The sequence below is a fragment of the Campylobacter concisus genome (genome assembly GCF_015230015.1).
Classification (GTDB): Bacteria; Campylobacterota; Campylobacteria; order Campylobacterales; family Campylobacteraceae; genus Campylobacter_A; species Campylobacter_A concisus_AF.
The window spans coordinates 162,109-188,403 of record NZ_JAAKZC010000002.1; the positions used below are offsets into that span (position 1 = coordinate 162,109).

29 protein-coding genes are annotated in these 26,295 nt (G+C 38.8%); 27 read left to right on the plus strand and 2 right to left on the minus strand.

Annotated elements, in window-relative coordinates:
• Positions 1-110: 110 nt before the first annotated feature.
• Complete coding sequence (gene polA / locus G6W42_RS02075; RefSeq protein ID WP_194172757.1) at positions 111-2,747, minus strand: DNA polymerase I; 2,637 nt, start codon at positions 2,745-2,747, stop codon at positions 111-113.
• Positions 2,748-2,922: 175 nt separating this feature from the next.
• Between polA and obgE the strand changes: the two genes are divergently transcribed.
• The 27 genes from obgE (at position 2,923) to G6W42_RS02210 (ending at position 25,201) form a co-directional block, all read left to right on the plus strand.
• Positions 2,923-3,981, plus strand: a complete 1,059-nt coding sequence (gene obgE, locus G6W42_RS02080; protein ID WP_194172758.1) for a GTPase ObgE — start codon at positions 2,923-2,925, stop codon at positions 3,979-3,981.
• 46 nt (positions 3,982-4,027) lie between these two features.
• Complete coding sequence (locus tag G6W42_RS02085) at positions 4,028-4,363, plus strand: hypothetical protein (protein ID WP_194172759.1); 336 nt, start codon at positions 4,028-4,030, stop codon at positions 4,361-4,363.
• Between the two features lie 16 nt (positions 4,364-4,379).
• The gene (fmt, locus tag G6W42_RS02090; RefSeq protein ID WP_194172760.1) at positions 4,380-5,285 is read left to right on the plus strand and encodes a methionyl-tRNA formyltransferase; all 906 of its coding nucleotides are present in this window, start codon (positions 4,380-4,382) and stop codon (positions 5,283-5,285) included.
• Between the two features lie 16 nt (positions 5,286-5,301).
• Entirely contained in the window at positions 5,302-6,090 is a 789-nt protein-coding gene (thiD, locus tag G6W42_RS02095; RefSeq protein ID WP_194172761.1) for a bifunctional hydroxymethylpyrimidine kinase/phosphomethylpyrimidine kinase, read from the plus strand.
• A 1-nt stretch (position 6,091) separates the two neighbouring features.
• Positions 6,092-6,727, plus strand: coding sequence for a biotin--[acetyl-CoA-carboxylase] ligase (locus G6W42_RS02100; protein WP_194172762.1), 636 nt, complete (start codon positions 6,092-6,094; stop codon positions 6,725-6,727).
• Positions 6,724-7,506 (plus strand): ParA family protein, encoded by a 783-nt coding sequence (locus tag G6W42_RS02105; RefSeq protein WP_087582696.1) that lies wholly within the window; start codon positions 6,724-6,726, stop codon positions 7,504-7,506. The genes G6W42_RS02100 and G6W42_RS02105 overlap by 4 nt, the downstream gene beginning before the upstream one ends.
• 15 nt (positions 7,507-7,521) lie before the next feature.
• A complete protein-coding gene (locus G6W42_RS02110; protein WP_194172763.1) occupies positions 7,522-8,382 on the plus strand; it encodes a ParB/RepB/Spo0J family partition protein in 861 nt (286 codons plus the stop codon).
• Positions 8,383-8,477: 95 nt separating this feature from the next.
• Complete coding sequence (locus G6W42_RS02115; protein ID WP_194172764.1) at positions 8,478-8,900, plus strand: FoF1 ATP synthase subunit B'; 423 nt, start codon at positions 8,478-8,480, stop codon at positions 8,898-8,900.
• 9 nt (positions 8,901-8,909) lie between these two features.
• Entirely contained in the window at positions 8,910-9,422 is a 513-nt protein-coding gene (locus G6W42_RS02120; protein ID WP_194172765.1) for a F0F1 ATP synthase subunit B, read from the plus strand.
• Positions 9,422-9,952, plus strand: coding sequence for a F0F1 ATP synthase subunit delta (locus tag G6W42_RS02125; protein WP_194172766.1), 531 nt, complete (start codon positions 9,422-9,424; stop codon positions 9,950-9,952). The genes G6W42_RS02120 and G6W42_RS02125 overlap by 1 nt, the downstream gene beginning before the upstream one ends.
• Positions 9,953-9,966: 14 nt before the next feature.
• Positions 9,967-11,484 carry a F0F1 ATP synthase subunit alpha gene (gene atpA / locus G6W42_RS02130; protein ID WP_009294343.1) on the plus strand — a complete coding sequence of 506 codons (1,518 nt, stop codon included), beginning with the start codon at positions 9,967-9,969 and terminating at the stop codon, positions 11,482-11,484.
• 9 nt (positions 11,485-11,493) lie between these two features.
• Entirely contained in the window at positions 11,494-12,381 is an 888-nt protein-coding gene (gene atpG / locus G6W42_RS02135; protein ID WP_194172767.1) for an ATP synthase F1 subunit gamma, read from the plus strand.
• An 11-nt stretch (positions 12,382-12,392) separates the two neighbouring features.
• Positions 12,393-13,790, plus strand: coding sequence for a F0F1 ATP synthase subunit beta (gene atpD, locus G6W42_RS02140; RefSeq protein WP_002939420.1), 1,398 nt, complete (start codon positions 12,393-12,395; stop codon positions 13,788-13,790).
• 18 nt (positions 13,791-13,808) lie between these two features.
• Entirely contained in the window at positions 13,809-14,198 is a 390-nt protein-coding gene (atpC, locus tag G6W42_RS02145) for an ATP synthase F1 subunit epsilon (protein WP_002939398.1), read from the plus strand.
• Positions 14,199-14,783, plus strand: a complete 585-nt coding sequence (locus G6W42_RS02150) for a MotA/TolQ/ExbB proton channel family protein (RefSeq protein ID WP_009294341.1) — start codon at positions 14,199-14,201, stop codon at positions 14,781-14,783.
• Positions 14,784-15,182: a biopolymer transporter ExbD gene (locus G6W42_RS02155; RefSeq protein WP_194172768.1), complete on the plus strand. Its 399-nt coding sequence runs from the start codon at positions 14,784-14,786 to the stop codon at positions 15,180-15,182.
• 1 nt (position 15,183) lies between these two features.
• Entirely contained in the window at positions 15,184-16,131 is a 948-nt protein-coding gene (locus G6W42_RS02160; protein WP_194172769.1) for a TonB C-terminal domain-containing protein, read from the plus strand.
• A 24-nt stretch (positions 16,132-16,155) separates the two neighbouring features.
• A complete protein-coding gene (tolB, locus tag G6W42_RS02165; RefSeq protein ID WP_103567598.1) occupies positions 16,156-17,412 on the plus strand; it encodes a Tol-Pal system protein TolB in 1,257 nt (418 codons plus the stop codon).
• A gap of 63 nt (positions 17,413-17,475) precedes the next feature.
• Entirely contained in the window at positions 17,476-17,982 is a 507-nt protein-coding gene (locus G6W42_RS02170) for an OmpA family protein (protein ID WP_002939415.1), read from the plus strand.
• 13 nt (positions 17,983-17,995) lie between these two features.
• Positions 17,996-18,838, plus strand: a complete 843-nt coding sequence (locus tag G6W42_RS02175; RefSeq protein ID WP_194172770.1) for a tetratricopeptide repeat protein — start codon at positions 17,996-17,998, stop codon at positions 18,836-18,838.
• A 55-nt stretch (positions 18,839-18,893) separates the two neighbouring features.
• Entirely contained in the window at positions 18,894-19,478 is a 585-nt protein-coding gene (locus tag G6W42_RS02180) for an FKBP-type peptidyl-prolyl cis-trans isomerase (RefSeq protein ID WP_223154902.1), read from the plus strand.
• A 9-nt stretch (positions 19,479-19,487) separates the two neighbouring features.
• A complete protein-coding gene (fabD, locus tag G6W42_RS02185) occupies positions 19,488-20,417 on the plus strand; it encodes an ACP S-malonyltransferase (protein ID WP_194172771.1) in 930 nt (309 codons plus the stop codon).
• Positions 20,414-21,097: a 5'-methylthioadenosine/adenosylhomocysteine nucleosidase gene (locus G6W42_RS02190; RefSeq protein ID WP_148786942.1), complete on the plus strand. Its 684-nt coding sequence runs from the start codon at positions 20,414-20,416 to the stop codon at positions 21,095-21,097. Before fabD ends, G6W42_RS02190 begins: the two co-directional genes overlap by 4 nt.
• Positions 21,094-21,852, plus strand: coding sequence for a tRNA 2-thiocytidine biosynthesis TtcA family protein (locus G6W42_RS02195; protein WP_103597313.1), 759 nt, complete (start codon positions 21,094-21,096; stop codon positions 21,850-21,852). Before G6W42_RS02190 ends, G6W42_RS02195 begins: the two co-directional genes overlap by 4 nt.
• Positions 21,853-21,988: 136 nt before the next feature.
• A complete protein-coding gene (locus G6W42_RS02200) occupies positions 21,989-23,092 on the plus strand; it encodes a Cj0814 family flagellar-dependent secreted protein (protein ID WP_194172772.1) in 1,104 nt (367 codons plus the stop codon).
• 117 nt (positions 23,093-23,209) lie between these two features.
• Positions 23,210-24,391, plus strand: a complete 1,182-nt coding sequence (locus G6W42_RS02205; RefSeq protein WP_194172773.1) for a Cj0814 family flagellar-dependent secreted protein — start codon at positions 23,210-23,212, stop codon at positions 24,389-24,391.
• Between the two features lie 9 nt (positions 24,392-24,400).
• Entirely contained in the window at positions 24,401-25,201 is an 801-nt protein-coding gene (locus tag G6W42_RS02210) for a cell surface protein (RefSeq protein WP_194172774.1), read from the plus strand.
• Positions 25,202-25,262: 61 nt separating this feature from the next.
• Here the strand turns inward: G6W42_RS02210 and G6W42_RS10450 are convergent, their stop codons facing one another.
• The gene (locus tag G6W42_RS10450; RefSeq protein WP_242042575.1) at positions 25,263-25,745 is read right to left on the minus strand and encodes a hypothetical protein; all 483 of its coding nucleotides are present in this window, start codon (positions 25,743-25,745) and stop codon (positions 25,263-25,265) included.
• Between the last annotated feature and the right edge of the window lie 550 nt (positions 25,746-26,295).

Sequence of the window (26,295 nt, forward strand, 5' to 3'; positions counted from 1 at the left end):
ATAGTTATTTCCTTTCCTTTAAGGTATTTTTGCAGGTAACTATATCGTTTTTTTTTTTTTTTGTAAAGTCAATATCTACGCTAAGAATTAGCACTTTTTGCATAAAATTTTTATTTTAGCTCGCCCCAGTTTTTGGCGATATTTAGCGATGTTTTAAGTGGCACATTTAGCGTGTAAATTTCCTCCATCGTCTTTTGTGTCGTTTCTCCAAATTCCTGTGCAAACTCGTCTTTTACTTCAAAGATCAGCTCGTCGTGGATCTGAAGCAGCATTTTTGCATTTTCATCTAAATTTGCTCTAACTTTTACCATCGCCATCTTGACAAGGTCGGCTGCTGAGCCTTGAAAGACCGTATTTACCGCCTCGCGCTCAAACATAGCTATTTGCATAGGTGTGGCACTTTTAAAGTCAAAGTAGCGCCTTCTGCCAAGTAGCGTCTGCACAAAGCCCTCGTTTTTAGCTGAAATTTTTATGCTCTCCAAAAACTCTTTGATCGTCGCAAATGCCTTAAAATAGCGCTCTATATACTCTTTTGCCTCGGCACGCGTGATATTTACTTGATTTGCCAGCTTGCTTGAGCCCATGCCGTAAATGAGGCCAAAATTTATACTCTTTGCCACGGCTCTATTTTGCCCGTCACTGCTGCCAAATATGCTAATAGCCGTCCTTGCGTGGATATCCTCATCATTTTTAAACGCCTCAAGAAGCGCAGGATCACGGCTAAAGTGAGCTAGCAGTCTAAGCTCGATCTGGCTGTAGTCAAGCCCCACAAAACTATACCCCGCGCGCGCTTCAAAGCACTCTCTGACGTCCTTTGCGAGGCTGCCACGAGCTGGGATGTTTTGCAAATTTGGATTTTTACTTGAAAGTCTGCCAGTGCTAGTGCCAGTTTGCAAAAAGCTCGTGTAAATTCGTGAGTCCTCATCCTTTTTCGCAAGCGCTAAAAGTGGCTCGCAGTAGGTACTTTGCAGTTTATATAGCTCTCTGTAAGCTAAAATTTTTTCAATCACCGGATGAGCGTCTATGAGCTCAGCTAGCACGCTCTCATCGGTGCTATATCCTGTTTTTGTCTTCTTTTTGGTTGGAAGTTTTAGATGCTCAAAGAGTATAACGCCGAGCTGTTTTACTGAGTTTATATTAAAATTTTCGCCGCTTAACTCGTAAATTTCACTTGTTAGCGCCTTTAGTTTGGTGTCGTTTTCAAGGATGAGCTTTTGCATTTTGGCTTCATTTATCTTGATGCCATTTTGCTCCATGTCAAAAAGCGTTAGGATAAAAGGAAACTCGTGTGCGTCGGCAAGGGTGAGTAAATTTTTATCAAGCGTGTTTTGAAAAGTTTTATAAAATTTAAGCGTTATCCAAGCGTCCTCAGCGGCGTATTTAGCGGCATTTTCTAGAGGCACATCGCCAAAAGTTTGCCCCTTTTTGACCACATCTTCAAATTTGATCGTGTCGTAGTCATAGAGCCTCTTTGCTAGCGCATCCATGCCAACGCTCGAGTTTGGATCGCTAAGCCACGCAAGTATCATCGTATCTTTGAAATTTGCAGGTGGGTTTAGGCCAAGGTTGTTTTTCACGATCTCAAAGTCATATTTTAAATTTTGTCCGATCACGCAGCCTTTATAAATTTGCCCAACCGCCCAAGTGGCAAATTTTAGGTCTATTTGTTTTGGTGCGCCTAGGTAGTTGTGAGCTACTGGCACGTAGTAGGCGTCCTCGTCGTTAAAGCAAAAGCTAAAGCCAACGATCTTTGCGCTCTTGCTATCAACGCCCGTGGTCTCGGTGTCGAAGGCGACGATGGTCTCTGGAGTAATGTCGGCAAGCAGTTTCTCAACACTCGCTTCATCAAGTAGTAAATTTGCTCTAAAGCCAAGCTTAAATTCAGCATTTTCCTCTTTTTGCAAGCTCTTAAGAAGCCTGTTTAGATCGTACTCTTTTAAAATTTCTGAGATGTTTATCAAAGGATTTTGCTCTGGAAATTTAGAGTGCTCAAGATCAAGCGAAGTGATGGCGTCATCAAAGAGCGTGGCTAGTTTCTTGCTCAAAAACGCCTCGTCTCTTGCGTCTGCTAGCATATTTTTGGTGCGCTCGTTTCTAAGAAGGGCTAAATTTTCATAAATTCCCTCTAAGCTGCCATACTCAGCCAAAAGCTTCTTAGCTCCCACTGCGCCGATACCTTTGACACCTGGGATATTATCTGAGCTGTCTCCAGCGATCGCTAAAAAGTCCCTGACCTGAGCTGGATAGACGCCATACTTTTCAAAGCAGCTAGCGCTATCGTGGTCGATCTTGCTTTGTGGGCTGTAGATGCTCACTTTGCCGTCCTCTATGAGCTGATAAAGGTCTTTATCGTGCGTGACTATTCGCACAAATATATCTTTATCTTTGCAAATTTTAACCGCACTCGCGATGATATCATCAGCCTCGTAGCCCTCACGGCTAAGGCTGTAAAGTCCCATTTTTTCTATCATATCTATACAAACTGGTAGTTGCTCTTTTAGCTGAGCTGGTGGCTCGCTCCTGTTTGCCTTGTATTCGCCCAAAATTTCATGGCGCAGGGTCTTGCCCTTGCTATCAAGTGCGAAGATGAGGTAGTCGCTTTGGTACTCGTCTTTTAGGCTCGCTATGAAATTTGCAAAGCCACTTATCATGCCACTTGGTTTGCCATCTCTGTTTTTAAGCCCGCTCATAGCGTAGTAAAGCCTAAAAAAGAAGCCAAAAGTATCAATAATCGTAAGTGTTTTCATTCTCTATCCTTTTGCGCCATTTTATGAAATTTAGGCAAAAATTTGGCTGATTTTCTAAATTTATAAGATGCTAAAAACAAAGTGAGATTTTAAGCGCAAAACAAATTTTAATCATTTAAAAGATATAATCTCGCCTAAAATTCAAACTAAATAATAGATAAATTTAAGGTAAAAAATGTTTATAGATAGCGTGAAACTAACCCTAAGCTCAGGGCATGGCGGAGCTGGTGCAGTAAGCTTTCGCCGCGAAAAGCACGTCATTTTAGGTGGCCCAGACGGCGGTGATGGCGGTGATGGCGGAGATGTCTATTTTGTCTGCGACAACAACACCCACACACTGGCAAACTACAAGGGCAAAAGGGCGATGAGAGCGAGCGACGGCGAGGCTGGCATGGGCAGACGCATGACTGGCAAAAAGGGCGAGAGCTTAGAGCTCATCGTGCCACCAGGAACGGCGGTCTATGACGCACAGACAAACGAGCTGCTTTGTGACATGGTAGAAGAGGGGCAAAGGACGCTATTTTTAAAAGGCGGCAAGGGCGGACTAGGAAATTTTCACTTTAAAAACTCTATCAACCAAGCTCCAGAATACGCTCAAAAGGGCATGCCAGAAGAGAGCGTAGAGGTTAGGCTCGAGCTAAAGCTAATAGCTGACGTGGGCCTTGTTGGCTTTCCAAACGTCGGTAAATCAACCCTTATCTCAGCCGTCTCAAACGCCAAGCCACAGATAGCAAACTACGAATTTACCACGCTTACGCCAAAGCTCGGACTTGTCGAGGTCGATGAGTTTAGCGGCTTTGTCATGGCTGATATCCCTGGCATCATCGAGGGAGCGAGCGACGGACGCGGCCTTGGCGTGCAGTTTTTAAAGCATATTGAGAGAAATAAAATTTTACTTTTCATGATAGATAGTGCGAACTACAGAAGCATGAGCGAGCAGTTTAGCGTGCTAAAAGAAGAGGTCGCTAAATTTTCAAGCGTGCTTGCTAGCAGGGACTATGCTATCGCTATTACAAGAGTCGATGCGGCGGAAAATTTAGATGAAAATATAAAAGAATTTATGAAAAGTATAAATTTAGAGCTAAATCAAGTTGGTAAATTTGTCTATAAGCAAGACCTATACAATTTTGATGCCAAAAAACCATACTTTGTTTTGCGGGTCTCATCAGCGACAAATGAGAACATCGACGAGCTTAAATTTGCACTGCTTGAGCTACTTAAAAAGGAGCTTTGAGTTGCGATATTTTAGTGCTTTGAACTTAAAAATTTAAGAATATAAAATGAAGAAAATTTTTTGCATTATGCTATTTTGCCTTGGTGCATATAGCTGTGAGCCAGCCGATCCAGCATATATGTTTTTGCATTTTAATGACAATAACCGCGACGGCACGCTAAATTTAGATGAGTGGATGACCTGCAAAGCGCCCCAAGCTCTAAAAATAGCGCCAGATCTATGCACTGAGCAGGAATTTAAGAGGCTTGATACAAACCGCGACGACAAGATTAGCGTTGATGAGCTAAGAAGTTTAGTGTTTCAAAAGATTAGTTGGCAGAAAGATCCTTGCGCTTTTTGGCTGCGGGATAACAAAAAACTAGATCAAAATAAAAGTCGTTGAAATTTAAAGGAAAGTGATGAATGTAGTTTTTATGGGGACGCCTGATTATGCCGTTAGGATACTTAGGCACCTAAAAGAAGCTGGCTTTAATATAAAAGCGGTCTTTACCCAGCCTGATAAGCCAGTTGGCAGAAAGCAAATTTTAACCCCAAGCGAGGTCAAAATTTACGCTCAAAATGAGCTAAATGGTGTGCCAGTCTTTACACCACATACGCTAAAAGATGAGGCGGTGGTTGCCGAGCTAAAGGCATTTGAGCCTAAATTTATCGTAGTGGCAGCTTATGGCAAAATTTTGCCACAAAGTGTGCTTGACGTGGCGACTTGTATAAATTTACACGCCTCGATCTTGCCAAAATATAGAGGTGCAAGCCCTATACAAAGCGCGATCCTAGCAGGCGAAAAGCAAACTGGCGTGACTGCAATGCTAATGGACGCTGGGCTTGACACTGGCGATATGCTGGACTTCATCTACACGCCTTGCGAGAGTAAGATGTCAAGCGAGCTTTTTAGTGAGCTAGGCGAGCTTGGCGGCGAGCTAATCGTAAAAGTACTAAGAAATTTTGAAAATTTAAAGCCACAAAAGCAAGATGACGCAGAGTCCTCGCACTGCAAAAAGATAAGCAAGAGCGACGGACTTTTTAGCTTTGATGAAGAGGCGGGGCAAATTTATAATAAATTTCGTGCGCTCACACCTTGGCCGGGGATTTATCTGGCAAGCGGCCTTAAAATTTTATCTCTTGAGCTAAGTGAAAAAAGTGGCAAAAGTGGAGAAATTTTAAGCGTAGAAAAAGATCACGTCGTGGTTGCTTGCAAGGGTGGGGCGGTTAAAATTTACGAGCTTCAAGAGCCAAGTAAAAAGCCAACAAACGCAAAAGCATATATAAATGGTAAGCGTCTTAGTGTTGGCGATGAATTAAAATAAATTTAAAGGAGCGGTTATGAAAAATGCGCTAAGTATAGCAGGGGTTGATCCAAGTGGCGGAGCTGGAGTTTTAGCTGATATAAAGGTCTTTATAACACACGGCGTATATGCGATGGGAGCGATCACAGCGGTCACTGCTCAAAATACAAAAGGCATCTTTGGCATGCAGCTAGTTGAAACTAAGCTCATCGAGGATCAGATAAGAGCGATATTTGATGATATAAGAGTTGATGTGATAAAAATAGGCGTTGTCCCAAGCGTTGAGATCATCAAAAGCGTCGCAAAAACGCTAAGAGAGATCAAAAATTTACCGCCAGTCGTGCTTGATCCAGTCATGAGCTGTAAAAATGGCGACATCTGGCTAGAAGGCTCGGCAAAAGACGCCATCGTAGAGGAGCTTTTCCCGCTTGCAAGCGTGATCACGCCAAATATCTTTGAAGCGCGCGAAATTTTAAAGCGTGAGCTAAAGGGCGAGAGCGAGTTAAAAGAGGCTTGCAAAGATCTTTTGAAATTTGGCACAAAGAGCGTTTATCTAAAGTGTGGCGAGATAGACGGCAAGTCGCTTGATATATTTTATGATGGCAGCGAGTATGAAATTTTTAGCGACGAGCGCATAAAAACGACTGCGACACACGGCTCAGGCTGCTCGCTATCAAGTGCGATCGCATCAAATTTAGCAAATGGCCATAGCCTAAAAGAAAGCGTGAAAAATGCGCATGATTATATCTTTAATGCTATCAAAAACGCGGTCATCATCGGCGGCGGACAAAATCCGGTAAATCACTTCTATAAATTTAAGGTGTGATTTGAAGGTTGAGTTTATCCAGAGTCTGCCTTCGACGCAGGAATTTTTGATAGAAGCCCTAAAAAACGGCGAGATAAAGCCTCCGCACATGGTTGTGGCGTACAATCAAACAAAAGGGGTCGGCAGCCGTGGCAACAGCTGGGAGGGACTTGGCGGAAATTTATTTATGTCATTTTGCATAAGCGAAGATGATCTGCCAAGTGACATACCTCCGCCTTCGATCTCGATATATTTTTCTATGTTGATGCGTGAAGTCTTGAGCGAGCTTGGCTCAAAGTGCTGGCTAAAATGGCCAAATGATTTTTACGTGGATGAGCGTAAAATAGGCGGCACTTTGACAAATAAAGTGGATGAAATTTACATTTGCGGCATGGGGATAAATTTAGCTAGTGCGCCTGAAAATGCGGGCATTTTAGACATAAAAGCTAGCGTAGATGAGCTAGTTTGGGGCTTTGTTGGCATGCTTGATAAAAAGATTTTATGGAAGCCAATTTTTAGCAAATTTAGGATAGACTTTTGCAAGTCAAAAAGTTTTATTACGCATATTGCAAATAGAGCTGTTTCGCTTCAGGATGCTGAAATTTGCGAGGATGGAGCGATATTATTAAACGGGGAAAAGGTATATTCTTTAAGATGAGCGAGATAATAACAATAGCTAACCAAAAAGGCGGCGTTGGCAAGACCACAACGGCCGTAAATTTAGCCGCATCACTGGCGGTTGCTGAAAAAAAAGTATTATTAATAGACATCGATCCACAGGCAAACGCGACGACCGGACTTGGTTTTAGCAGAAGCGATTATGAGTTTAACATCTATCACGTCTTAACAGATAGAAAAAAGCTCTCACAAATAGTGCTAAAAACTGAGATCCCAACGCTTTTTTTAGCTCCGTCAAACATCGGACTTGTTGGCATCGAGCAAGAATTTAACGACCAAAGCAAAGACTATAAACTAATACTTAAAAACAAAATTTCAGAAGTTGTAGGCGACTATGATTTTATCATCATCGATAGTCCTCCAGCACTTGGCAGCATCACGATAAATGCTCTTAGTGCAAGCGATAGTGTGATCATCCCTATCCAGTGCGAATTTTACGCACTTGAGGGTTTGGCGCAGATCCTAAACACTGTAAAGATCATCAAAAAAACGATAAATCCAAAGCTAAATATAAAGGGCTTTTTGCCAACAATGTTTAGCTCGCAAAACAATCTCTCAAAAGAGACCATTGCAAATTTAAAGCAGCATTTTGAAAATAAGCTCTTTAAGAGCAAGGACGGCAAGGATGAATTTGTAGTCGTTCCAAGAAATGTAAAACTAGCTGAAAGCCCAAGTTTTGGCAAGCCAGTGATACTTTATGATATAAAATCACCAGGCTCGATTGCGTATCAAAATTTGGCATATTGTATTTTAAACTAAAAAATAAGGAAAAAAATGGCGAAAAAAGGTGGATTAGGGCGCGGACTTAGCGCGATACTTGAAGATGTAGAGCAGGCCTACAGCAAAGAGATCGCAAATTTAAATGACTCTGAGATAGTCGAAGAGATAAATATAGATGAAATTTTACCAAACCCATACCAACCAAGAACGTATTTTGACGAAGAGGCTTTAAAAGAGCTAAGTGCAAGTATCAAAAGGCACGGACTAATACAACCAATAATCGTCATCAAAAAAGATGATGGCTATATGCTAATAGCTGGTGAGCGTAGATACCGTGCTACAAAGATGCTTGGAGCAAGCAAGATAAAGGCGATCATCGCTGATATCAAGTCTCAAAATTTAAGAGAGCTTGCGCTTATCGAAAACATACAACGTGAAAATTTAAATCCAATCGAACTTGCAAAATCATATAAAGAGCTCATAAACGAGTATAAGATCACACAAGATGGCCTAGCAAACATCATCCACAAGAGCAGAACTCAGATAACAAACACGATGAGACTTTTGCTGCTTAGCGACTATACGCAAAGACTTTTGCAAGAAGATAAGCTCACGCAAGGCCACGCTAAAGTCATCGTAGGACTTAGCAGCGAAGAAGAAAGAATGGTTGTTGATACGATCATCGGTCAAAAGCTAAGTGTTAGAGATACAGAAATTTTAGTAAAAAAGATAAAAAATAAAGAAGAAGTAAAAGAGCCAAAGCCTCAAATTTCAGAGGAAATGAGCAAAAAGTTATCAAATTTACAAGAAATTTTTAAAAATTTAAAGATAAAGACGAAAGTAAAATCTAAAAATTTAATATTAGAATTTAGCGATATTTCGCAGGTAGAAGAATTTATCGCTAAGCTAAAATAGAATTACAAATTTATTTTTATTTTTAGTATTTTATTGTAAAATCAGACTTTGATTTGAATATTAAATAAAACTTAATAACAAAATAAGGAGAGTGGATGTTAGAAATAGATGTGCCATTGATGCTTTTAACGGCTATCGTTTTCTTTGCCCTGATCGCCATTTTAAATCCCTTGCTATATAAGCCAATGCTCAAATTTATAGATGACAGAAATGCCTCTATAAAACATGACGAAGAGAGCACAAGCAAAAACGCAAGTGATCTAAGCGTTCATGAAAAAGAGATCGAAGAGATCATACAAAACGCAAGAGCAGAGGCCAACAAAATAAGACAAGAGGCCTTAAATTTGGCAAAAGAAGAGTCTTTAAAAGAGATAAATGCAGTAAAAAGTAGTTTAGAGGCTGATTATAACGAATTCCTAAACGCTTTAAGCTCTCAAAAAGATAGCCTAAAGGCAGATCTATCAGCTAAACTACCTGAGCTTAGAGCTGCTTTAAATGCTAAGCTCTCTAAAATTTAAAGGAAATTTATGAAGATAAAAATTTTATTTTTTCTAGCATTTCCATTTCTAGCATACGCTAGCGAGCATGGTGGAACAAACTACGACATAGTCGAGAGAACACTAAACTTCTTACTTTTCTTTGCTATTTTGGTCTATTTTGCTGCTAAGCCACTAAAAGCTCTTTATCAAAGTAGGATAGATAGGATCGCAAATAAGCTTGAGAGTATCCAAGAGAAGCTTCGCGACTCTAAAGCTAAAAAAGATGACGTTCTAAAGCGTGTAGAAGAGGCCAAGCAAAATGCAAATGCTCTAATCGAAACCGCGAAAAAAGAGGCTGTAAATTTAGCTGCAAAAGTTAAAAAAGAGGCTCAAAACGATATCGCAAATATCGAAAAAGGTTACAAAGAGCAAAAAGAATTTGAAGAGCGCAAGATGACAAAAGGCGTTGTAAATGAAATTTTGAGCGACATTTTCTCAAGCGATAGCCTAAAAGTCGATCAAAAAGAGCTTGTAAATATCATACTTAAAAAGGTTAGCTAATGAATGAAGTAGTAGCCAAAAAATATGTTAAAGCGATCCTGAGCGATGCAAAGCCAGGTGAACTAAACGCATTTATCGAAAATTTAGTTGAGCTAGCTGCCGCTTTTGGAAGCGATAAATTTAAGAGCATCATAAGCTTGCCAACTCTAAAAGCTGCAAAAAAGGTTGAATTTATACTCTCTTTAGTAAAAAATTCAGACGTCAAATTTGCAAATTTTATAAAGCTTCTTGGTGCAAACAAAAGACTAGAACTTATCCCAGCGATCTTAAACGAGATGAAGATAGAGCAATCTTTGCTTGAAAATACATATCGTGGTGAGGTTATTGGAAATTTTGATCTAAGCGCCGAGCAGCTAAAAGCTTTAGAAGAGAATTTCTCTAAGAAATTTGACTCTAAGATCAAGCTTGATGGCTCAAAGAGCGATTACAACGGTGTAAAAGTTGAGTTAGATGATTTAGGTGTCGAGGTAAATTTCTCTATCGACAGACTAAAAAGTCAAATGAGTGAATATATATTAAAAGCAATTTAAAAAGGAGTGAAAGCGTGAGTGCAAAAATTAAAGCTGACGAAATTAGCACGATAATCAAAGAGCGTATTGAAAATTTTGATTTAAGTGTTGATGTAGAAGAGACCGGTAAAGTCATCTCAGTCGCTGATGGCGTTGCTAACGTTTATGGTTTGAAAAACGTTATGGCTGGCGAGATGGTTGAATTTGAAAGCGGCGAAAAAGGTATGGCTCTTAACCTTGAAGAGAGCAGTGTTGGTATAGTTATCCTTGGAAAAACTAGCGGTATCACAGAAGGCAGCTCTGTAAAAAGACTTAAAAAACTTCTACGCGTTCCAGTTGGTGACGCATTGATCGGCCGTGTTGTAAATTCACTCGGTGAGCCAATCGACGCAAAAGGGCCAATCGAAGCTACTGAATCTCGCTTCGTCGAAGAAAAAGCAAAAGGTATCATGGCTAGAAAAAGCGTTCATGAGCCACTTCAAACAGGTATCAAAGCTATCGATGCACTTGTGCCAATTGGTAGAGGTCAAAGAGAGCTAATCATCGGCGACCGCCAAACTGGTAAAACAACAGTTGCGATAGATACTATCATCAACCAAAAAGGTCAAGATGTCATTTGTATCTATGTAGCTATCGGTCAAAAACAATCAACAGTTGCTCAAGTCGTTAAAAAGCTTGAAGAATACGGCGCTATGGACTACACGATAGTTGTAAATGCTGGTGCTAGTGACGCAGCTGCGCTTCAATACCTTGCTCCGTACGCTGGTGTAACAATGGGTGAATACTTTAGAGATAACTCTCGCCACGCGCTAATCATCTATGATGACTTGTCAAAACACGCGGTTGCTTATCGTGAGATGTCTTTGATCTTAAGAAGACCACCAGGTCGTGAAGCTTACCCAGGTGACGTTTTCTACCTTCACTCAAGACTTTTAGAAAGAGCAAGTAAGCTAAATGACGCACTAGGTGCTGGATCTCTAACAGCTCTACCTATTATCGAGACTCAAGCGGGCGACGTTTCAGCTTATATTCCAACAAACGTTATTTCAATTACAGATGGTCAAATTTTCCTTGAGAGCGACCTATTTAACTCAGGTATCCGCCCAGCGATCAACGTTGGTCTTTCTGTATCTCGTGTCGGTGGTGCAGCTCAGATCAAAGCTATCAAACAAGTTTCTGGTACGTTAAGACTAGATCTTGCTCAGTACCGCGAACTACAAGCCTTTGCTCAGTTTGCAAGCGACCTTGACGAGAGCTCAAGAAAACAACTAGAGCGTGGTCAAAAGATGGTTGAAGTGCTAAAACAACCTCCATATTCTCCGCTTCCAGTTGAGAATCAAGTAGTTATTATATTTGCTGGTGCTAAGGGCTATTTAGATGACGTTGCAACTGCAAATGTAACAAAATTTGAAGCTGAGCTATATCCATATATCGAGGCAAAATACCCTGAAATTTTTGAGCAGATCAGAACTAAAAAAGTTCTTGATAAAGAAGTAGAAGAAATTTTACATAAAGCGTTGAAAGATTTTAAAGCGACTTTTGCCGCTAACTAGGGCTAAGATATGTCAAATTTAAAAGATATAAAACGAAAGATCAAGAGCGTCCAGAACACTCAAAAGACGACGCGTGCGATGAAGCTTGTCTCAACAGCAAAGCTTCGCAAAGCCGAAGAAGCTGCACGCTACTCTAGAGTTTATGCACTTAAGATCAATGAGGTTTTATCAGAGATAGCTTATAAGATCAATCAATACGCTTCAGTTATGAGTGAGAGTAAATTCTTTAATACAACAAAGAGTGTAGAAAAGGTTGATATTATATTTGTGACGGCTGATAAAGGGCTTTGCGGTGGCTTTAATGTCCAGACTATAAAGACAGTTAGGCGCATGATCGATGAGCTAAAAGCCAAAAAGATGAAAGTTAGACTAAGAGCTGTTGGTAAAAAAGGTATTGAATTTTTCAATTTCCAAGGTGTTGAACTACTTGAGACATATGTCGGAGCTAGCTCTTCTCCTACTTATGAAAAAGCTCAAAAGATCATAAAAGATGCTATTGATGATTTTACAAACGGCATAACAGATAAGGTCGTGCTAATACACAATGGCTATAAAAATATGATTTCTCAAGAGATTAGAGTAAATGATATTGTGCCTATTGAGCCGTCTAAGATAGTTGCGGTTGAGACAAATTCTTTGATGGAATTTGAACCAGAAGACAACTATACTAAGATTATGGATGAATTGCTCAATAAATATTTTGAGTATAGTATGTATTATGCTTTGGTTGACTCTTTGGCGGCTGAGCACAGCGCTAGAATGCAAGCTATGGATAATGCAACAAACAATGCTAAACAACGCGTTAAACAGTTAAATCTTGCTTACAACAAAGCAAGACAAGAGTCTATTACCACTGAGCTTATCGAGATTATCAGTGGTGTTGAATCAATGAAATAAAAGGAGTATGAATGAAGGGTGTTATTAGTCAAGTTATGGGCCCTGTGGTCGATGTTGACTTTAATGACTACTTGCCGAAGATCAATGAAGCTATCGAAGTTTTCTTTGAGGTTGAGGGCAAGAAACATAAACTAATATTAGAAGTTGCTGCTCACCTAGGTGATAATAGAGTTAGAACGATCGCTATGGATATGAGTGAGGGTTTGACTCGTGGCTTAGAGGCTAAAGCGCTTGGCGCACCTATAAGTGTGCCAGTTGGCGAAAAAGTTTTGGGTAGAATTTTTAACGTAGTTGGCGATTTGATCGACGAGGGCGAGGGTATAAATTTTGATAAGCACTGGTCTATCCACCGCGATCCTCCTCCATTTGAAGAGCAAAGCACGAAGAGTGAAATTTTCGAAACTGGTATCAAGGTAGTTGATCTTCTAGCTCCTTATGCAAAGGGTGGTAAAGTTGGTCTATTTGGTGGTGCTGGTGTTGGTAAAACGGTTATTATTATGGAGCTTATCCACAACGTTGCGTTTAAACATAGCGGTTACTCTGTATTTGCAGGCGTTGGTGAGAGAACTCGTGAAGGAAATGACCTTTATCACGAAATGAAAGAAAGTAATGTTTTGGATAAAGTTGCCTTGTGCTATGGCCAAATGAACGAGCCACCAGGGGCAAGAAACCGTATCGCGCTAACTGGTCTTACAATGGCTGAGTACTTCCGTGATGAGATGGGACTTGACGTTTTGATGTTTATTGATAACATCTTCCGTTTTTCTCAATCAGGTGCAGAGATGTCAGCTCTACTTGGACGTATCCCGTCAGCTGTTGGTTATCAGCCAACTCTTGCAAGTGAGATGGGTAAATTCCAAGAGAGGATTACATCAACTAAAAAAGGCTCGATCACATCTGTTCAAGCTGTTTATGTTCCAGCTGACGACCTTACAGACCCAGCTCCTGCAACTGTTTTTGCTCACCTTGACGCTACGACAGTTCTTAACAGATCGATCGCAGAAAAAGGTATCTATCCAGCTGTTGATCCACTTGATTCAACATCAAGAATGCTCGATCCTCAAATTTTAGGAGCAGATCACTATAAGGTAGCTCGCGGCGTTCAAGCTGTGCTTCAAAAATATAAAGACCTTCAAGATATCATTGCTATCCTTGGTATGGACGAGCTTAGCGAAGAAGATAAGCTAACAGTTGATAGAGCAAGAAAGATAGAGAGATTCTTATCTCAGCCATTCTTCGTTGCTGAAGTATTTACAGGCAGCCCTGGCAAATACGTAAGTCTTGACGAAAATATCGCTGGCTTTAAGGGAATTTTAGAAGGTAAATATGATCATCTACCAGAAGCAGCATTTTATATGGTTGGAAATATAGATGAGGCTTTAGCTAAAGCTGAGAAACTTAAGGCTTAAATTTAAAAAGGAAGCGTAATGGATAAATTACATTTAGAGATCGTAACTCCTCAAGGTCAGATATTTAATGATGACGTGAGTAGTGTAGTGCTTCCAGGTAGTGAGGGTGAGTTTGGTGTTTTGCCAAACCACGCCTCATTAATATCTCTTTTAAAAGCAGGTATTATAGATATAGAAGATAAGCATAAAAAGCACGATGTAGTTGCTATTAACTGGGGCTATGCAAAGATCGATGAGGGCAAAGTAGTTATACTAGCTGACGGTGCGGTCTATGTCTCTGGCAATAGTGAAAGTGAGCTTGCAAATTCATTAGAAGCTGCTAGAAATTTGATAGAGAGTATGAGTAGTGATACAAATGCTTTTGCAGCAACTATATCAAAAATGGAAAATGTAGTGAGAGCAAGATAAGTGGGCGGAATAGATATATTTTTAAATTACATTCAAAGAAGTAGTTTTATTACAATTATAGTTTTAACTTGGTTGTCAATATATTTTATAGTTAGTTTTACAATTCTTTTTTCAAGAATGGCTGGCATAGGAGCTTGGCAAAAACGCGAGCAAAATGCGCTTGAAGCACTACTTATGGGCGCTAAGAATATACCAAATGACTCGTCTTTAAAGAAATGCGCAAGCGGTAGAATTTCAAAAGAAAAGCTAAATGTCTGCATAAGCATTGCAGAAAAGAATGCTACAAGTGGGCTTACATGGCTTAGCGTAATAGCTTCTACTTCTCCTTTTATCGGTCTTTTTGGAACAGTTGTATCTATCTTGGAGACATTTTCACAGCTAGGAAATGGCGCAGGTTCATCTCTTGGAGTTATAGCCCCAGCTATCTCTGAAGCACTTGTTGCGACAGGTTGTGGAATTTTTGTTGCCATCCCAGCATATACATTTAACTTGCTTATAAAAAGAAAAGCTTACGAACTAATGAGCGTTATCGAGCGTCAAGCTGACGTTATGATAGCACTTAAAAAAGATGATGAGACGTTATAGATGGCTCTTAAATTCGACGACGAAAAACCAGAGCTAAACATAACGCCTCTTGTTGATATCATGCTTGTTTTGTTGGCTATTTTAATGGTTACAATGCCAACTATAACATATCAAGAAGATATAACATTGCCAGATGGCTCAAAGGCAAAGACATCTACATCCAAACAAAAAGATCTTATAGTCTCTATAAATGCACAAGGACAAGTTAGGATAGATCAAAGTATAATGAGCCTCGCTGAACTCCCAGATAATATTGCGCTGATGAGTGCAAAATATGACAAAACCTCGCCTATATACATAAAGGCTGATAAAAATTTAAAATACGATGATGTTATGTTTGTATTAAAGACTTTAAAAGGTGCTGGTTTTAATAAAGTAGCTTTAGAGACAAACGGTTAAGATGCCTAATAAAGTTAAATTTCCAACGCTTAGTTCGTTTTTTGTAGCGTTTTGTATTTACATTATAATTGTGCTTGCTTTGTTTATAAAGCTTACTTTTTTTAGCGAACCTCCTAAAAAATATACTGATGACAAAGATGCTATTATGGATGTAGTTATGGTTGATAGAGAAGTTGATCAAACCATAAAAGCGCCAAAACAAGCAAAAGAGGTTGTAAAAGAGACCAAGCCAGAACCAAAAAAAGAGTCAGAAGAAGACAAACAAGAGACCACAAATAAGCCTGTTGTGCCAGATGAGCCATTGCCAACCCCAAGCTTGCCAACTCCTCCAAAAGAAGAGCCAAAACCTGAGCCTAAAAAACCAGAACCAAAGCCTGAAATCCCAAAACCTAGCGAAGAGCCTAAAGAGGATGTCAAGCCAGAGCCAAAGCCTGAGCCTAAACCTACGCCAAAGCCAGTTGAAAAGCCAAAACCAAAAGAGCCAAATATAAAAGACCTTTTTAGTGACATAGACTCGACTAAGCTTAAAAAAGATGATGGTATAAAAAAGGCTGAAAATAAAGTGCAAAGCCGCAAACAAAGCGAGGCTTCTAGCTCAAAAGCTGCAAAAGAGGCTAGTGATATTATAAAGAGCCTAAAAATAGATCAAAATCCAACCGCACCAAAATCGCAAATGACGGGCACTTATGATCCATTGATGGGAGCCATAACAAAACAAATTCAAAGAAGATGGCAAAGCTATAAAGCTGACTCTGCAAATATAGCTAAGGTAAAAGTCATGATAGATCAGAGTGGAAATTTCAACTATGAAATTTTAGAGCTATCATACAATGAAGAGTTTAATGCAAAGGTTAGAGAGTGCCTGGAAAAGCTTACTGCAGAGAAATTTCCATTTAATCCAGACAAAAGTACTACTTTTAATTTAAATTTAGAAGATAAAATAAACTAAAATTTATAAATTTACGGAGTAGAGATGAAGAAAATTTTTCTTTTTTTGTGCGTTGCTCTAGGGCTTTATGCTGCTGATGCGACGATATCTGTTATAAACCAAGGTGTTGCTTTGCCAAAGATAGCTTTGCAAGATGCAACTACAGCTGTTAGTGATGCAGGCTTTAAAGATAAATTCTTTAAGATCATGCTAGGAGACTTGAAAGTTAGTTCTGACTTTGAGGTTATCGAAGATCACGTGCCTTCAAGCTACGAAGGAACAGCAGCTACAAATACAATGAGCGACAAAGGTGTTGAGCTTATCTTTAGATATGCTCTTGAGGGTTCTATGGGCTCACCTCTTACTTTAAGAGTAAAACTCATCGATGCAAAGACTGCAACTACAAGGTATGAGAGAGTATATAACATGCCTGATGGTGCGAAGTATCCGTTTTTGGCACACAAAAGTATAGTTGAGCTAACAAATGAACTAAATTTACCACCAGTTGGCTGGATGGAGAAATTTATCATCCTAGCAAAATACACTTCGGCTCGCCAAAGCTCTATCATAGTGGCTGATTACACACTTACATATCAAAAGACAATCGTAAGCGGTGGTCTAAACATCTTCCCTAAATGGGCAGGCGCTGATCAAAGTAAATTTTACTACACATCTTATGTGAATAACAAACCAACTTTGTTTAGATATGACCTAAATTCAGGCACAAAAACGAAGATAATCGACAGCGTTGGTATGCTTATAGCTTCAGACGTTAGCAAAGATGGAAGCAAAATTTTATTAACTATGGCGCCAAAAGATCAGCCAGATATTTTTATCTACAACACAGGTAGTAAGAATTTAACTCAGATAACAAACTATCCGGGCATTGACGTAAATGGAAATTTTGTAGATAATGACAGCAGAATAGTTTTTGTCTCAGATAGACTTGGATATCCAAACATCTTCGCAACACCTGCAACTTCAGGCGGAAGTGTTGAGCAAATGGTGTTTCATGGTAAAAACAACAACTCAGTAAGCACTTTTGAAAACTATGTAGTTTATTCAAGTAGAGAGGCTAGTGGTGGCTTTAACATCTATCTGATCTCAACTCAAACAGATTTTATCCGTCAGCTTACAGCAAATGGTAAAAATAACTATCCAAGATTTTCAAGTGACGGTCAAAGTGTCGTATTTATCAAAGAACTTGGCGGTCAAAGCTCGCTTGGCGTTGTTAGATTAAATGAGAACAGAAGTTTCCAATTTCCACTAAAGGTAGGTAAAATTCAATCTATTGATTGGTAATATTCTGATAATATTTAAAAAAATATGTTATAATTCGACCAAATTTTTCAAAAAGGATAAGGAATGAAAAAAGTAGTTCTAGCAAGTGTTGCAGTTGCAACTTTATTGTTGAGCGGTTGTAGCTCTAAAAACCCTGAAGTTGATATGAATGCAAATTCAAATCAATCTGCAGATAACTCAGGTAGCATGAGTGATGCTGATAGATTAGCAGCTCTTATCGCTAATATCGAGAGCCAAGTTAAAAGTGTATACTTTGACTTTGATAAATTTAACATCAAAGCTGATCAACAAGGTGTTGTTAGCTCAAATGCATCAGTATTCAACCAAGCTGACGCTCAAGCTCTTTCTATAAAAGTAGAAGGTAACTGCGACGAGTGGGGTACAGATGAGTATAACTATGCTCTTGGTCTAAAACGTGCTAAAAGTGCTAAAGACGCTCTTGTAAGAAATGGCGTTAGCGCTGATAGAATCGCTGTAGTAAGCTTTGGCGAAAGCAACCCAGTTTGTACAGACAAAACAAAAGCTTGCGACGCTCAAAACAGACGTGCAGATTTCAAAGTGCTTCCTTAATCTGTAAGTAATAATGAATAAAAAAATAATCATTGCGGCTCTTCTTGGAGCCGCTTTCTCTATAGGTTCAGCTCAAGAAGTTTCAGTATTTGATGCAGGCAATATGGATAGCGCAAATCCATACGGTCTAACAGATGATGAAAAAGCAACTCTAAGTAACAAAAGAAGCGTTCAAAATATCGAAGAAAACATGGATAATGTTTCAGAACAACTTCAAGGTTTGCAAAGCTTGATCGAGAGTATGAGTGCTAGGATGAATAAGCTTGAGCAAAGGATGAACGATATTGAAACCAAAGTAAATGGTGGTATAAGCGATTCTGGTGTAAGTTTAACATCGCTAAAAGCTTACGTTGATGAGACTAGAGATATACAAGATAAAAACTATAAAAACATTACTGCTGCCTTAAATAAGTTAGGCGCGATAATGGATAAAAACGCTGCTCAACCAAAGCAAAATGCAAATCCAAAACAACAAAATAAGCCAACTTCAAATTTTAGTGGCAAAAGCGACAAGGACATTTTAGCTGACGGCATTAAACTATTAAATTCTGGTAATAGCACAGAAGCAGCTGAATATTTTGAATACTTAAATAAAAAAGGCTATAAAACTGGTGCTTCAAATTATTATCTAGGCGAAGTTGCTTATAGTCAAAAATCATACAGCACAGCCATACAATACTATAAAAAAAGTATACAAAGTGAAGATAAGGCTGACTACACTCCAAAACTTTTGTATCACACAGCTATAAGCTTTGATAAGATAGGTGATACTCAAAGTGCAAATAGGTTTTATAAGGCTTTAAAAGTAGGCTATCCAGATAGTAAAGAAGCCAAAGCTGCTCCCAACAGAAACTAAAATTTACTCTTTTTTAGATATAATCTCGCATTAATCAAAACTAAATTTCAAGGAGATTATTGTGAGTAAAGATCAAGTTATAACTATGTTTTATGAGCTAAAAGACGCTAATACTGGCGAAATTTTAGAGTCAAATATGCAAGAAGGTGGTCAAATTTCTTTTATTACAGGACATGGCCATATTATAGAAAAGCTTGAAGAAGAAGTTAGCAAGCTAAAATCAGGCGACAAAGCTACTATAAATATCAAAGCAGCTGAGGGTTGTGGCGAATACAATAAAGACGCCATCCAATCACTTCCAAAAGAGCAATTTGCCGGTATAGACCTACATGAAGGCATGGAGCTTTTTGGTCAAAATGAAGATGGCTCAAGTGTTCGCGTCATCGTTAAAGAGATCAAAGATGACGAAGTGACAGTTGATTTTAACCACCCATACGCTGGCAAAGACTTGCTATTTAATGTTGAAATTTTAGAAGTTAGAGACGCTACTGAAGATGAAAAAGCAACTGGCATGGTAGCAGGTGCACACACTTGCGGTTGTGGCGGACATGATCATGATCACGAGCATGAGTGCTGCGGCGGTCACGGACATGGTGAAGGCGGTTGCGGTTGTGGCGGTCACGGACATCATCACCACTAAGAAGCCAAAATGAAAAAATTTGCTTTTATTTTTGCGGGTCAAGGCTCGCAAAGTGTTGGCATGGGGAAAGACTTTTATGAAAATTTCTCTTCGGCAAAACTTCTTTTAAATGACGCTTGCAACGACATAGGCATTGATTTTGAAGAGCTTTTATTTACACAAAATGATAAGCTAGACAAGACAGAATTTACCCAACCTGCTATTGTTTTAAACTCGCTTATGAGCTACCTGGCATTTTCAAATTTCATAAAAGCCAAGCCAGAATTTAGCTTAGGCCACTCACTCGGAGAATTTACAGCTCTTGCGGTTAGTGGCGCATTTAGCTTTATTGAAGCGATTAGACTTGTAAATTTACGTGGTAAATTTATGCAAGAAGCCTGCGTTGGCAAAGATGCTGGCATGATGGTAGTGCTTGGACTTAACGATGAAGTTGTTGAGGGGATTTGTAAAGAAGCACAGGATGAGGGCTTGCAAATTTACGCTGCAAATTACAACTGCGATGGTCAGATCGTTGTAGCTGGTGTGAGAGCAGACCTTGCAAAATACGAGGCAAAGTTTAAAGAAGCAGGTGCTAAAAGAGCGATGCCTTTAAATATGTCAGTAGCTAGCCACTGCCCGATACTTGAGCCAGCTAGTGTTAAACTAGCAAACGAGCTTGAGGGCGTTTTGGCTGCAAATTTTGTCCCAGTCGTTTCAAATGTAAATGCAAAAATTTACAATGATAAAAAAGAGGCATTAGTTCTTTTAAAAGAGCAGCTAACGCATCCAGTTCGTTACAAACAAAGTATTAAAAACTATGAAAACGAGGTTGATTGCTTTATCGAGCTTGGTGCTGCGACACTAAAAGGCATAAACAAAAAGATCACTGAAAAACCAACATACAGCGTCACGGACATGGCGAGTCTTGAAGAAGTTGTGAAGATTTTGGAGGAGAGATGATAGCGATACTTGGAGCGATGCAAGAGGAGATCACACCTATCCTTGAGATGGTGGGAGAGTATAAAACCACAGAGTACGCAAACAACAAATTTTACGAGGCAAACTACAAAGGCAAAGACCTAGTCATCGCCTACTCGAAGATTGGCAAGGTAAATGCGGCGATCACTGCGACCTTGATGATAGAGAAATTTAAGGCTTCAAAGCTCTTATTTACAGGCGTTGCTGGCTCACTTGATGAGAATTTGAAAATAGGTGATATGTTATATGCCACCAGCCTTGTGCAGCACGACCTTGACATCACAGCTTTTGGTCATCCATACGGCTTTGTGCCAGGGACAAGTATCTTTGTCAAGAGTGATGAGGGTCTAAATGAGCTAGCTAAAAATGTCGCCAGTAAAAAAGGCATGAGCCTAAATTCAGGCATCATCGCAACTGGCGATCAGTTCATCTGTGACAACGAGAAAAAAGAGTGGATCAAAAAGATATTTAATGCAAGTGCTACCGAGATGGAGGGTGCGAGCGTTGCGCTAGTTTGTGAGACGCTTGGTGTGCCATTCTTCATCCTTAGAGCCATCAGCGACGGAGCTGGCAATGAGGCTGAATTTGACTTTGATAAATTTTTGCAAGACTCAGCAAACGTGAGCGCTAAATTTATCCTAGAAATGGTGGAGAGCTTATGATAGAGCTTAGTAAAAGGCTACTAAGGCAGGTTGGTCAGACAAACGCTAGATACAAGATGATAGAGGGCGGGGATAAGATATTGCTTGGCCTTAGTGGCGGCAAAGATAGCCTCGCACTCGCTCACGTGCTAAAGCACATTCAAAACGTCACGCCTGAGAAATTTGAGTTTAAGGCTGTGACGCTAAGCTACGGCATGGGCGAAGACTACGCATATCTTACAAAACACTGCAACGAGCACGGCATAGAGCATGAGGTGATAGATAGCTCGATATTTGAGATATCAAAGGAGAAGATCCGCAAAAATTCTAGCTTTTGCAGCTTTTTCTCACGCATGAGAAGAGGCTATCTCTACACCTATGCGCTAAAGCACGGCTTTAACAAGCTTGCGATCGCTCATCACTTGGACGACGCAGCCGAGAGCTTTTTTATGAATTTTACTTATAATGGCGCGCTAAGGACGCTTGCTCCAAAATACAGAGCCAAAAATGGCATCGTCGTGATCAGGCCATTTATCTTTGTGCGCGAAAGACAACTTCGCGAAAATGCGATCAAAAATGAGCTAAGAGTTGTTGGTGATGAGGCGTGTCCTGCGATGAGATTTGATGTGAAGATGCCACACGCTAGATATGAGACCAAGCAGCTTCTAGCAAATTTAGAGAAAGAAAATCCAAAGCTTTTCACTTCGCTTAAAGCAGCATTTGAAAATATCCACACAGATACATTTTTTGGCATCAATGAAGGCAGTGAAGAGTAAATTTAACTCTTCGTTTCTGCCCTTAAAGCTAAATTAAAACAAAATTTCTTACAACACATACAAAAAGTCAAAACTCATTTTGAAGTAGGAACACTCCTTGCTTGTTAAATGTAAATTTGATAAGCAAGGATCGTAAATGAGCATTTTTAGTGTTAGCACGCAAAAGTATAGCTCAGTAGCAACTGAAGCAACAGCAAGGAAACTTCAAAAAGAGCAGTCTGAAAGTGTCAAATTTCAAAATGCTCTTGCAAATAATGAAAAGACAAAAGACATTGCACAAAATTTACAAAGACTTGAGCTTACAAAAGATACACAGCAAAGCATTTATAGCGTGAAATTTAAAGACAAAAACGAGCTTGGCTATCAAAGCGATAAGGCTGGCTTTATGGACGCTAGCTTTAATAAAGCAGCCGGCTTGCCACAGGACTTTAAGCTTCACAAAAGCACGTTGAAAGAATTTCTAAACTTCGCAACAAAGCAAAATAATATAAATAGCGTCCTTTATAGCAACGCCAGCGGCAAGCTTTTTGACAATGATGTCTTTGAAAATATCGACATAGCAAACACGATAGGTCAGTATTACGCTATCTTTTCTCAGGTAATGGGCAAGAGTTTAAACAAAGATAGTTTTACAGATAGCGACCTAGTAAATTTGCCAAAAGGCTACATCTCGCAAGGGATGAAAGGCATCGATTTTAACGCAGATTTGAGTGATAGATCAAATATTGATTTTTTAAATAGTCGCAAAAACGAGGTCGTGACAAACATCTTTATTAGCGAAGATGAAATGAAGCTCGCATCAAATTTAAGCGAAGATCTATTAAAACTAGGCATAAAAATAAACCTTAAAAAGCTAAATTTTGCAAATTTAGATCAGGAAAATAGTGGTGGCTTTAGCCCAGACGTCTCTTACTATAAAACGGAGTCTGGTTACAAAAAAGAGGCTTTGTTTATTAGTTTTCTAAAGTCAGAAAGTCCTGCGATCCTAGAAGGTGGAGAGACTGCGCTAAAGCCCGAAGTCTTACTAAATAACGCTTTCATCGCTGCCCAGACAAAGGATCATAGAAACAAAAGCTTGAGCGATGTAGCTAGTCTTAAAAAGCTAGCAGAAGATAGAGAAAATTTTAAAAATTTAGTGCTTGAGCTACTAAAAAACAGCACCCTAAAGCCAAGCGAAGATAATATAAATTTAGCTTTTAATGAGCTAAATCAAATTTATGCTTTAGGCAGACAAAAGTAGTTTAGGCATCTCTTAAGATAGACATTTGCTCTAGCCAAAGTAGCTAAATTTACTAGGTAAATCTTTTCACAAAAAAGACGATATCTTTGGTGTGAGTTAAAGCTAAAAGGATCTAAAATGATAAACGCACTTGGTAGCTACCCCTTAAATTTAGAGCAGAACATAAAGGTATCAACCAAAGTTTCTACCAACCAAACGAGCTCTTTAGTTTTAGGCTACAAGGTAGATAAAGATGGCTACTTTACAGATGAGTTTAACAAGCAAGCTGGCATACCAAGTGATTATAAAATTCACTCAAGCACGCTGGAGTCGTTAGTAAGGATAGAGACGCAGTCTGACTATATGCAAAGGACTTTTGATAGCATCGACATACTAAAAACCGTAAATAATGCCTATAAAATTCTCTCCCAAGTCGTTGGTGAAGACACGCTAAATTCAAAAGATAGCTTTAGCTTAGATGAGATAAGAAATTTCCCTCAAGGCTTTGAGTATAACCGCCAAAGTATGCAAGTAACAAAAATTCATAACTCCATTCATGAATTTGGCTCGGCTGCGGCTGATTTTAACGGCAAAGAGTCAAATAAGCAGATGATAAGCACGCTCTTTTTCAACCCAAGCTTTAAAGGAGGAGACGGCAGACAGCCATTAAAGCCAACAACAGATATCTTTAACAACAACAATGGCGGCAAGGAGAGTGTGGGAAGTGGTGTATTTATGGATCCGCATGGAGAGAAATACACTAATAAAGACGGCTCTATAACTAAAGGCGGACTTATAGCAGCCGTTATAAACAACAACCTTGATGTAAGAGAGGGCGAGACAACAGCACAAGGCAAAAGAGAAGGCTATGATAAGAGCATAGATAGTAAAGAATTTAATAGAGCTTTTGAGCTGTTTGAACTTATGGGCGAGATGAAATTTGGACCTGGCTTTATAAATGCTACTGATAATGACATAGCAGGTATGCCTAAATATATGCAAGACTACATCAGATCTAAAAGAGACTTTGTCTATATCGACTTAGAAAGTGGTTTTGTCAGCACTCCTGAAGATAGACGTAGGGGATATGAAGAAGACGAACTCTCATTTAAAAAGATGATGGAGCATAATCTAAAAATGCTAAAGCTACTTTTTGGTGAGATAGACAAGGACGGCAAAAAGAGCAAGGACTTTATGGATAGCTTTTTGAAATTTAGCATGCCACCTTTAAATTTAGTAAAAGAGCTAAATGAAAACCCAGCTGGAAAATACCTAGTAGATATGCTTGGCATAAAAAGAGATGTTGATATAAAGGCGTAGGGAGTTGAAATGATAACTAGCATAAACGGACTTAGCAATACACCAATACAAGATAACACTATCCAAAAAGAAAATCTAGTCAAAGAAGGCAAGCAAGACAAAAGCGTCATCGAAGAAAAATTTGATTACTCAAAGTATATGTTTAGACCCTGGACTGATAATGTAAAAGAATTTATTGATATAGACCAAAGTAAAGAGGGCTGGATAACAGATACTATAAATCGAATAGATAGTATGCTGTCTGATTACCCCATGAAAGAAAGAAGAGCTTTAGCATCAAAATATCCAGAAACTATGGAAGAATTTAGAGTTGGAGAGTTACAAAGCTATATGGATTGGCTACTTACCAACTCTGTTGATGGCAAGCCAACCATGTTAGGAAAATTAATAGGTATCGGCACAAAAGAAGAAGAAGATGAACTAGATGCTTTTATGGAAACTATGTCCTCCCTTTATCCAAATAATAATGACGAGTCGCTTAGTCTTTTAAATAGAACCGACCTAAGCATAGATGAATTTAAGACTTTATTTGCCAAAGCAAGAGAAAAAGCTACAAATGATGTTGCAGAACAAAGAAAACAGATAATCAAAGAAGAACAAGAATACAATGCAAATTTCGCTAAAGAGCAAAATGAGAAGAAATTTAAACCTATGCAGGTTAAAAAGAAGTATGAGACCTATGATATAAACAAGGATCAAAAATTTCTTTATACAAGAGAGCTTTTAAATTTTAAAGAAAAAAGAGGCATAGATGTCTTAGAGCTTATGCAAAAGATAGATAAGAAGCAAATTTTAAATAAGATGGTTTGATCGGTTAAAGATAGCATCTTATTTATTATAGAAAACAATGATTGCTTTAAATTTAGTTCTTTTATGCGGTTTTATCCACTTTTGTATTTGCGACTTTTTCTAAAATTTCAAATATGCTTTCGCCATTATCAAATTCAGTTTTTATAAATTTGTAAAATTCTTTAAATTTCTCGTCAGCTTGCATATCATAAGTTTTAAATTTCTTAGTTACTTGCATGGGCTTAAAGGTTTCTTGTTTTTGCGTGTCAGTTTGATTGTCTTGTTCTTCATGATCGCTTTTTTGATCTATTAGTCCATAGTCACCAACCTCTTGTGGCATACTTCTATTTATAACCTTAGAATATCTCTCAATAAATTCATCCACACTTATATTAGACGACTCGAGAAGCTCACGACCCTCATTACTAAAAGACACACCAAATCTTTCTAAAGTTTGACGTATCTTTTGTCCTTCTAAATCATTATCTGATGTTTTGCCCCAAATGGTTTGTTTATCATCATTGTATGATTTAAAAGCTCCAGTAAAGTTTGTGCTATTGCCCATCACTTTCTTATAATTAACTCTACTCGCAAATTCTTTTCCTTCAAATAGTGAATCGTTATTGAGATTTGGCGAATAGGTTATATTATTAAGCATTGTTAAGGTCTCACTTTATTTAGATATTCCAACATCTCTTTCATAGGTTTTAATGGTATTAATTTGCATTAGAGCATATTACCACCTATCCAGCAGTGCTGTTTTATACACCAACACACATTCAGCTAAAGAATATGAATTCAATCTACTTAGGTTTAATGCTTTTATGGGCTAGAGTATAATCAATAACTAAATCGACCTTTCAACAATTTAGTTTATATGTGACTTATCTCTACACACAATGCTCCCCTGTTGATAAAAATTTACGGCACAACTTTTGCTTACTCTTTGAAACTAAATTTCAAGGAGTAAGCTATGAAAGTCTCTTATAACTCCATCTTAACAAAACAGCACTACCAAAAACAGACAAAAAGCGAAGGTTTTGCAAATTTCTTACCTAACACTCCAAATATAAATTCGATCAGCCAAGCCACTATTCCTAAAAATGACTTTGTTT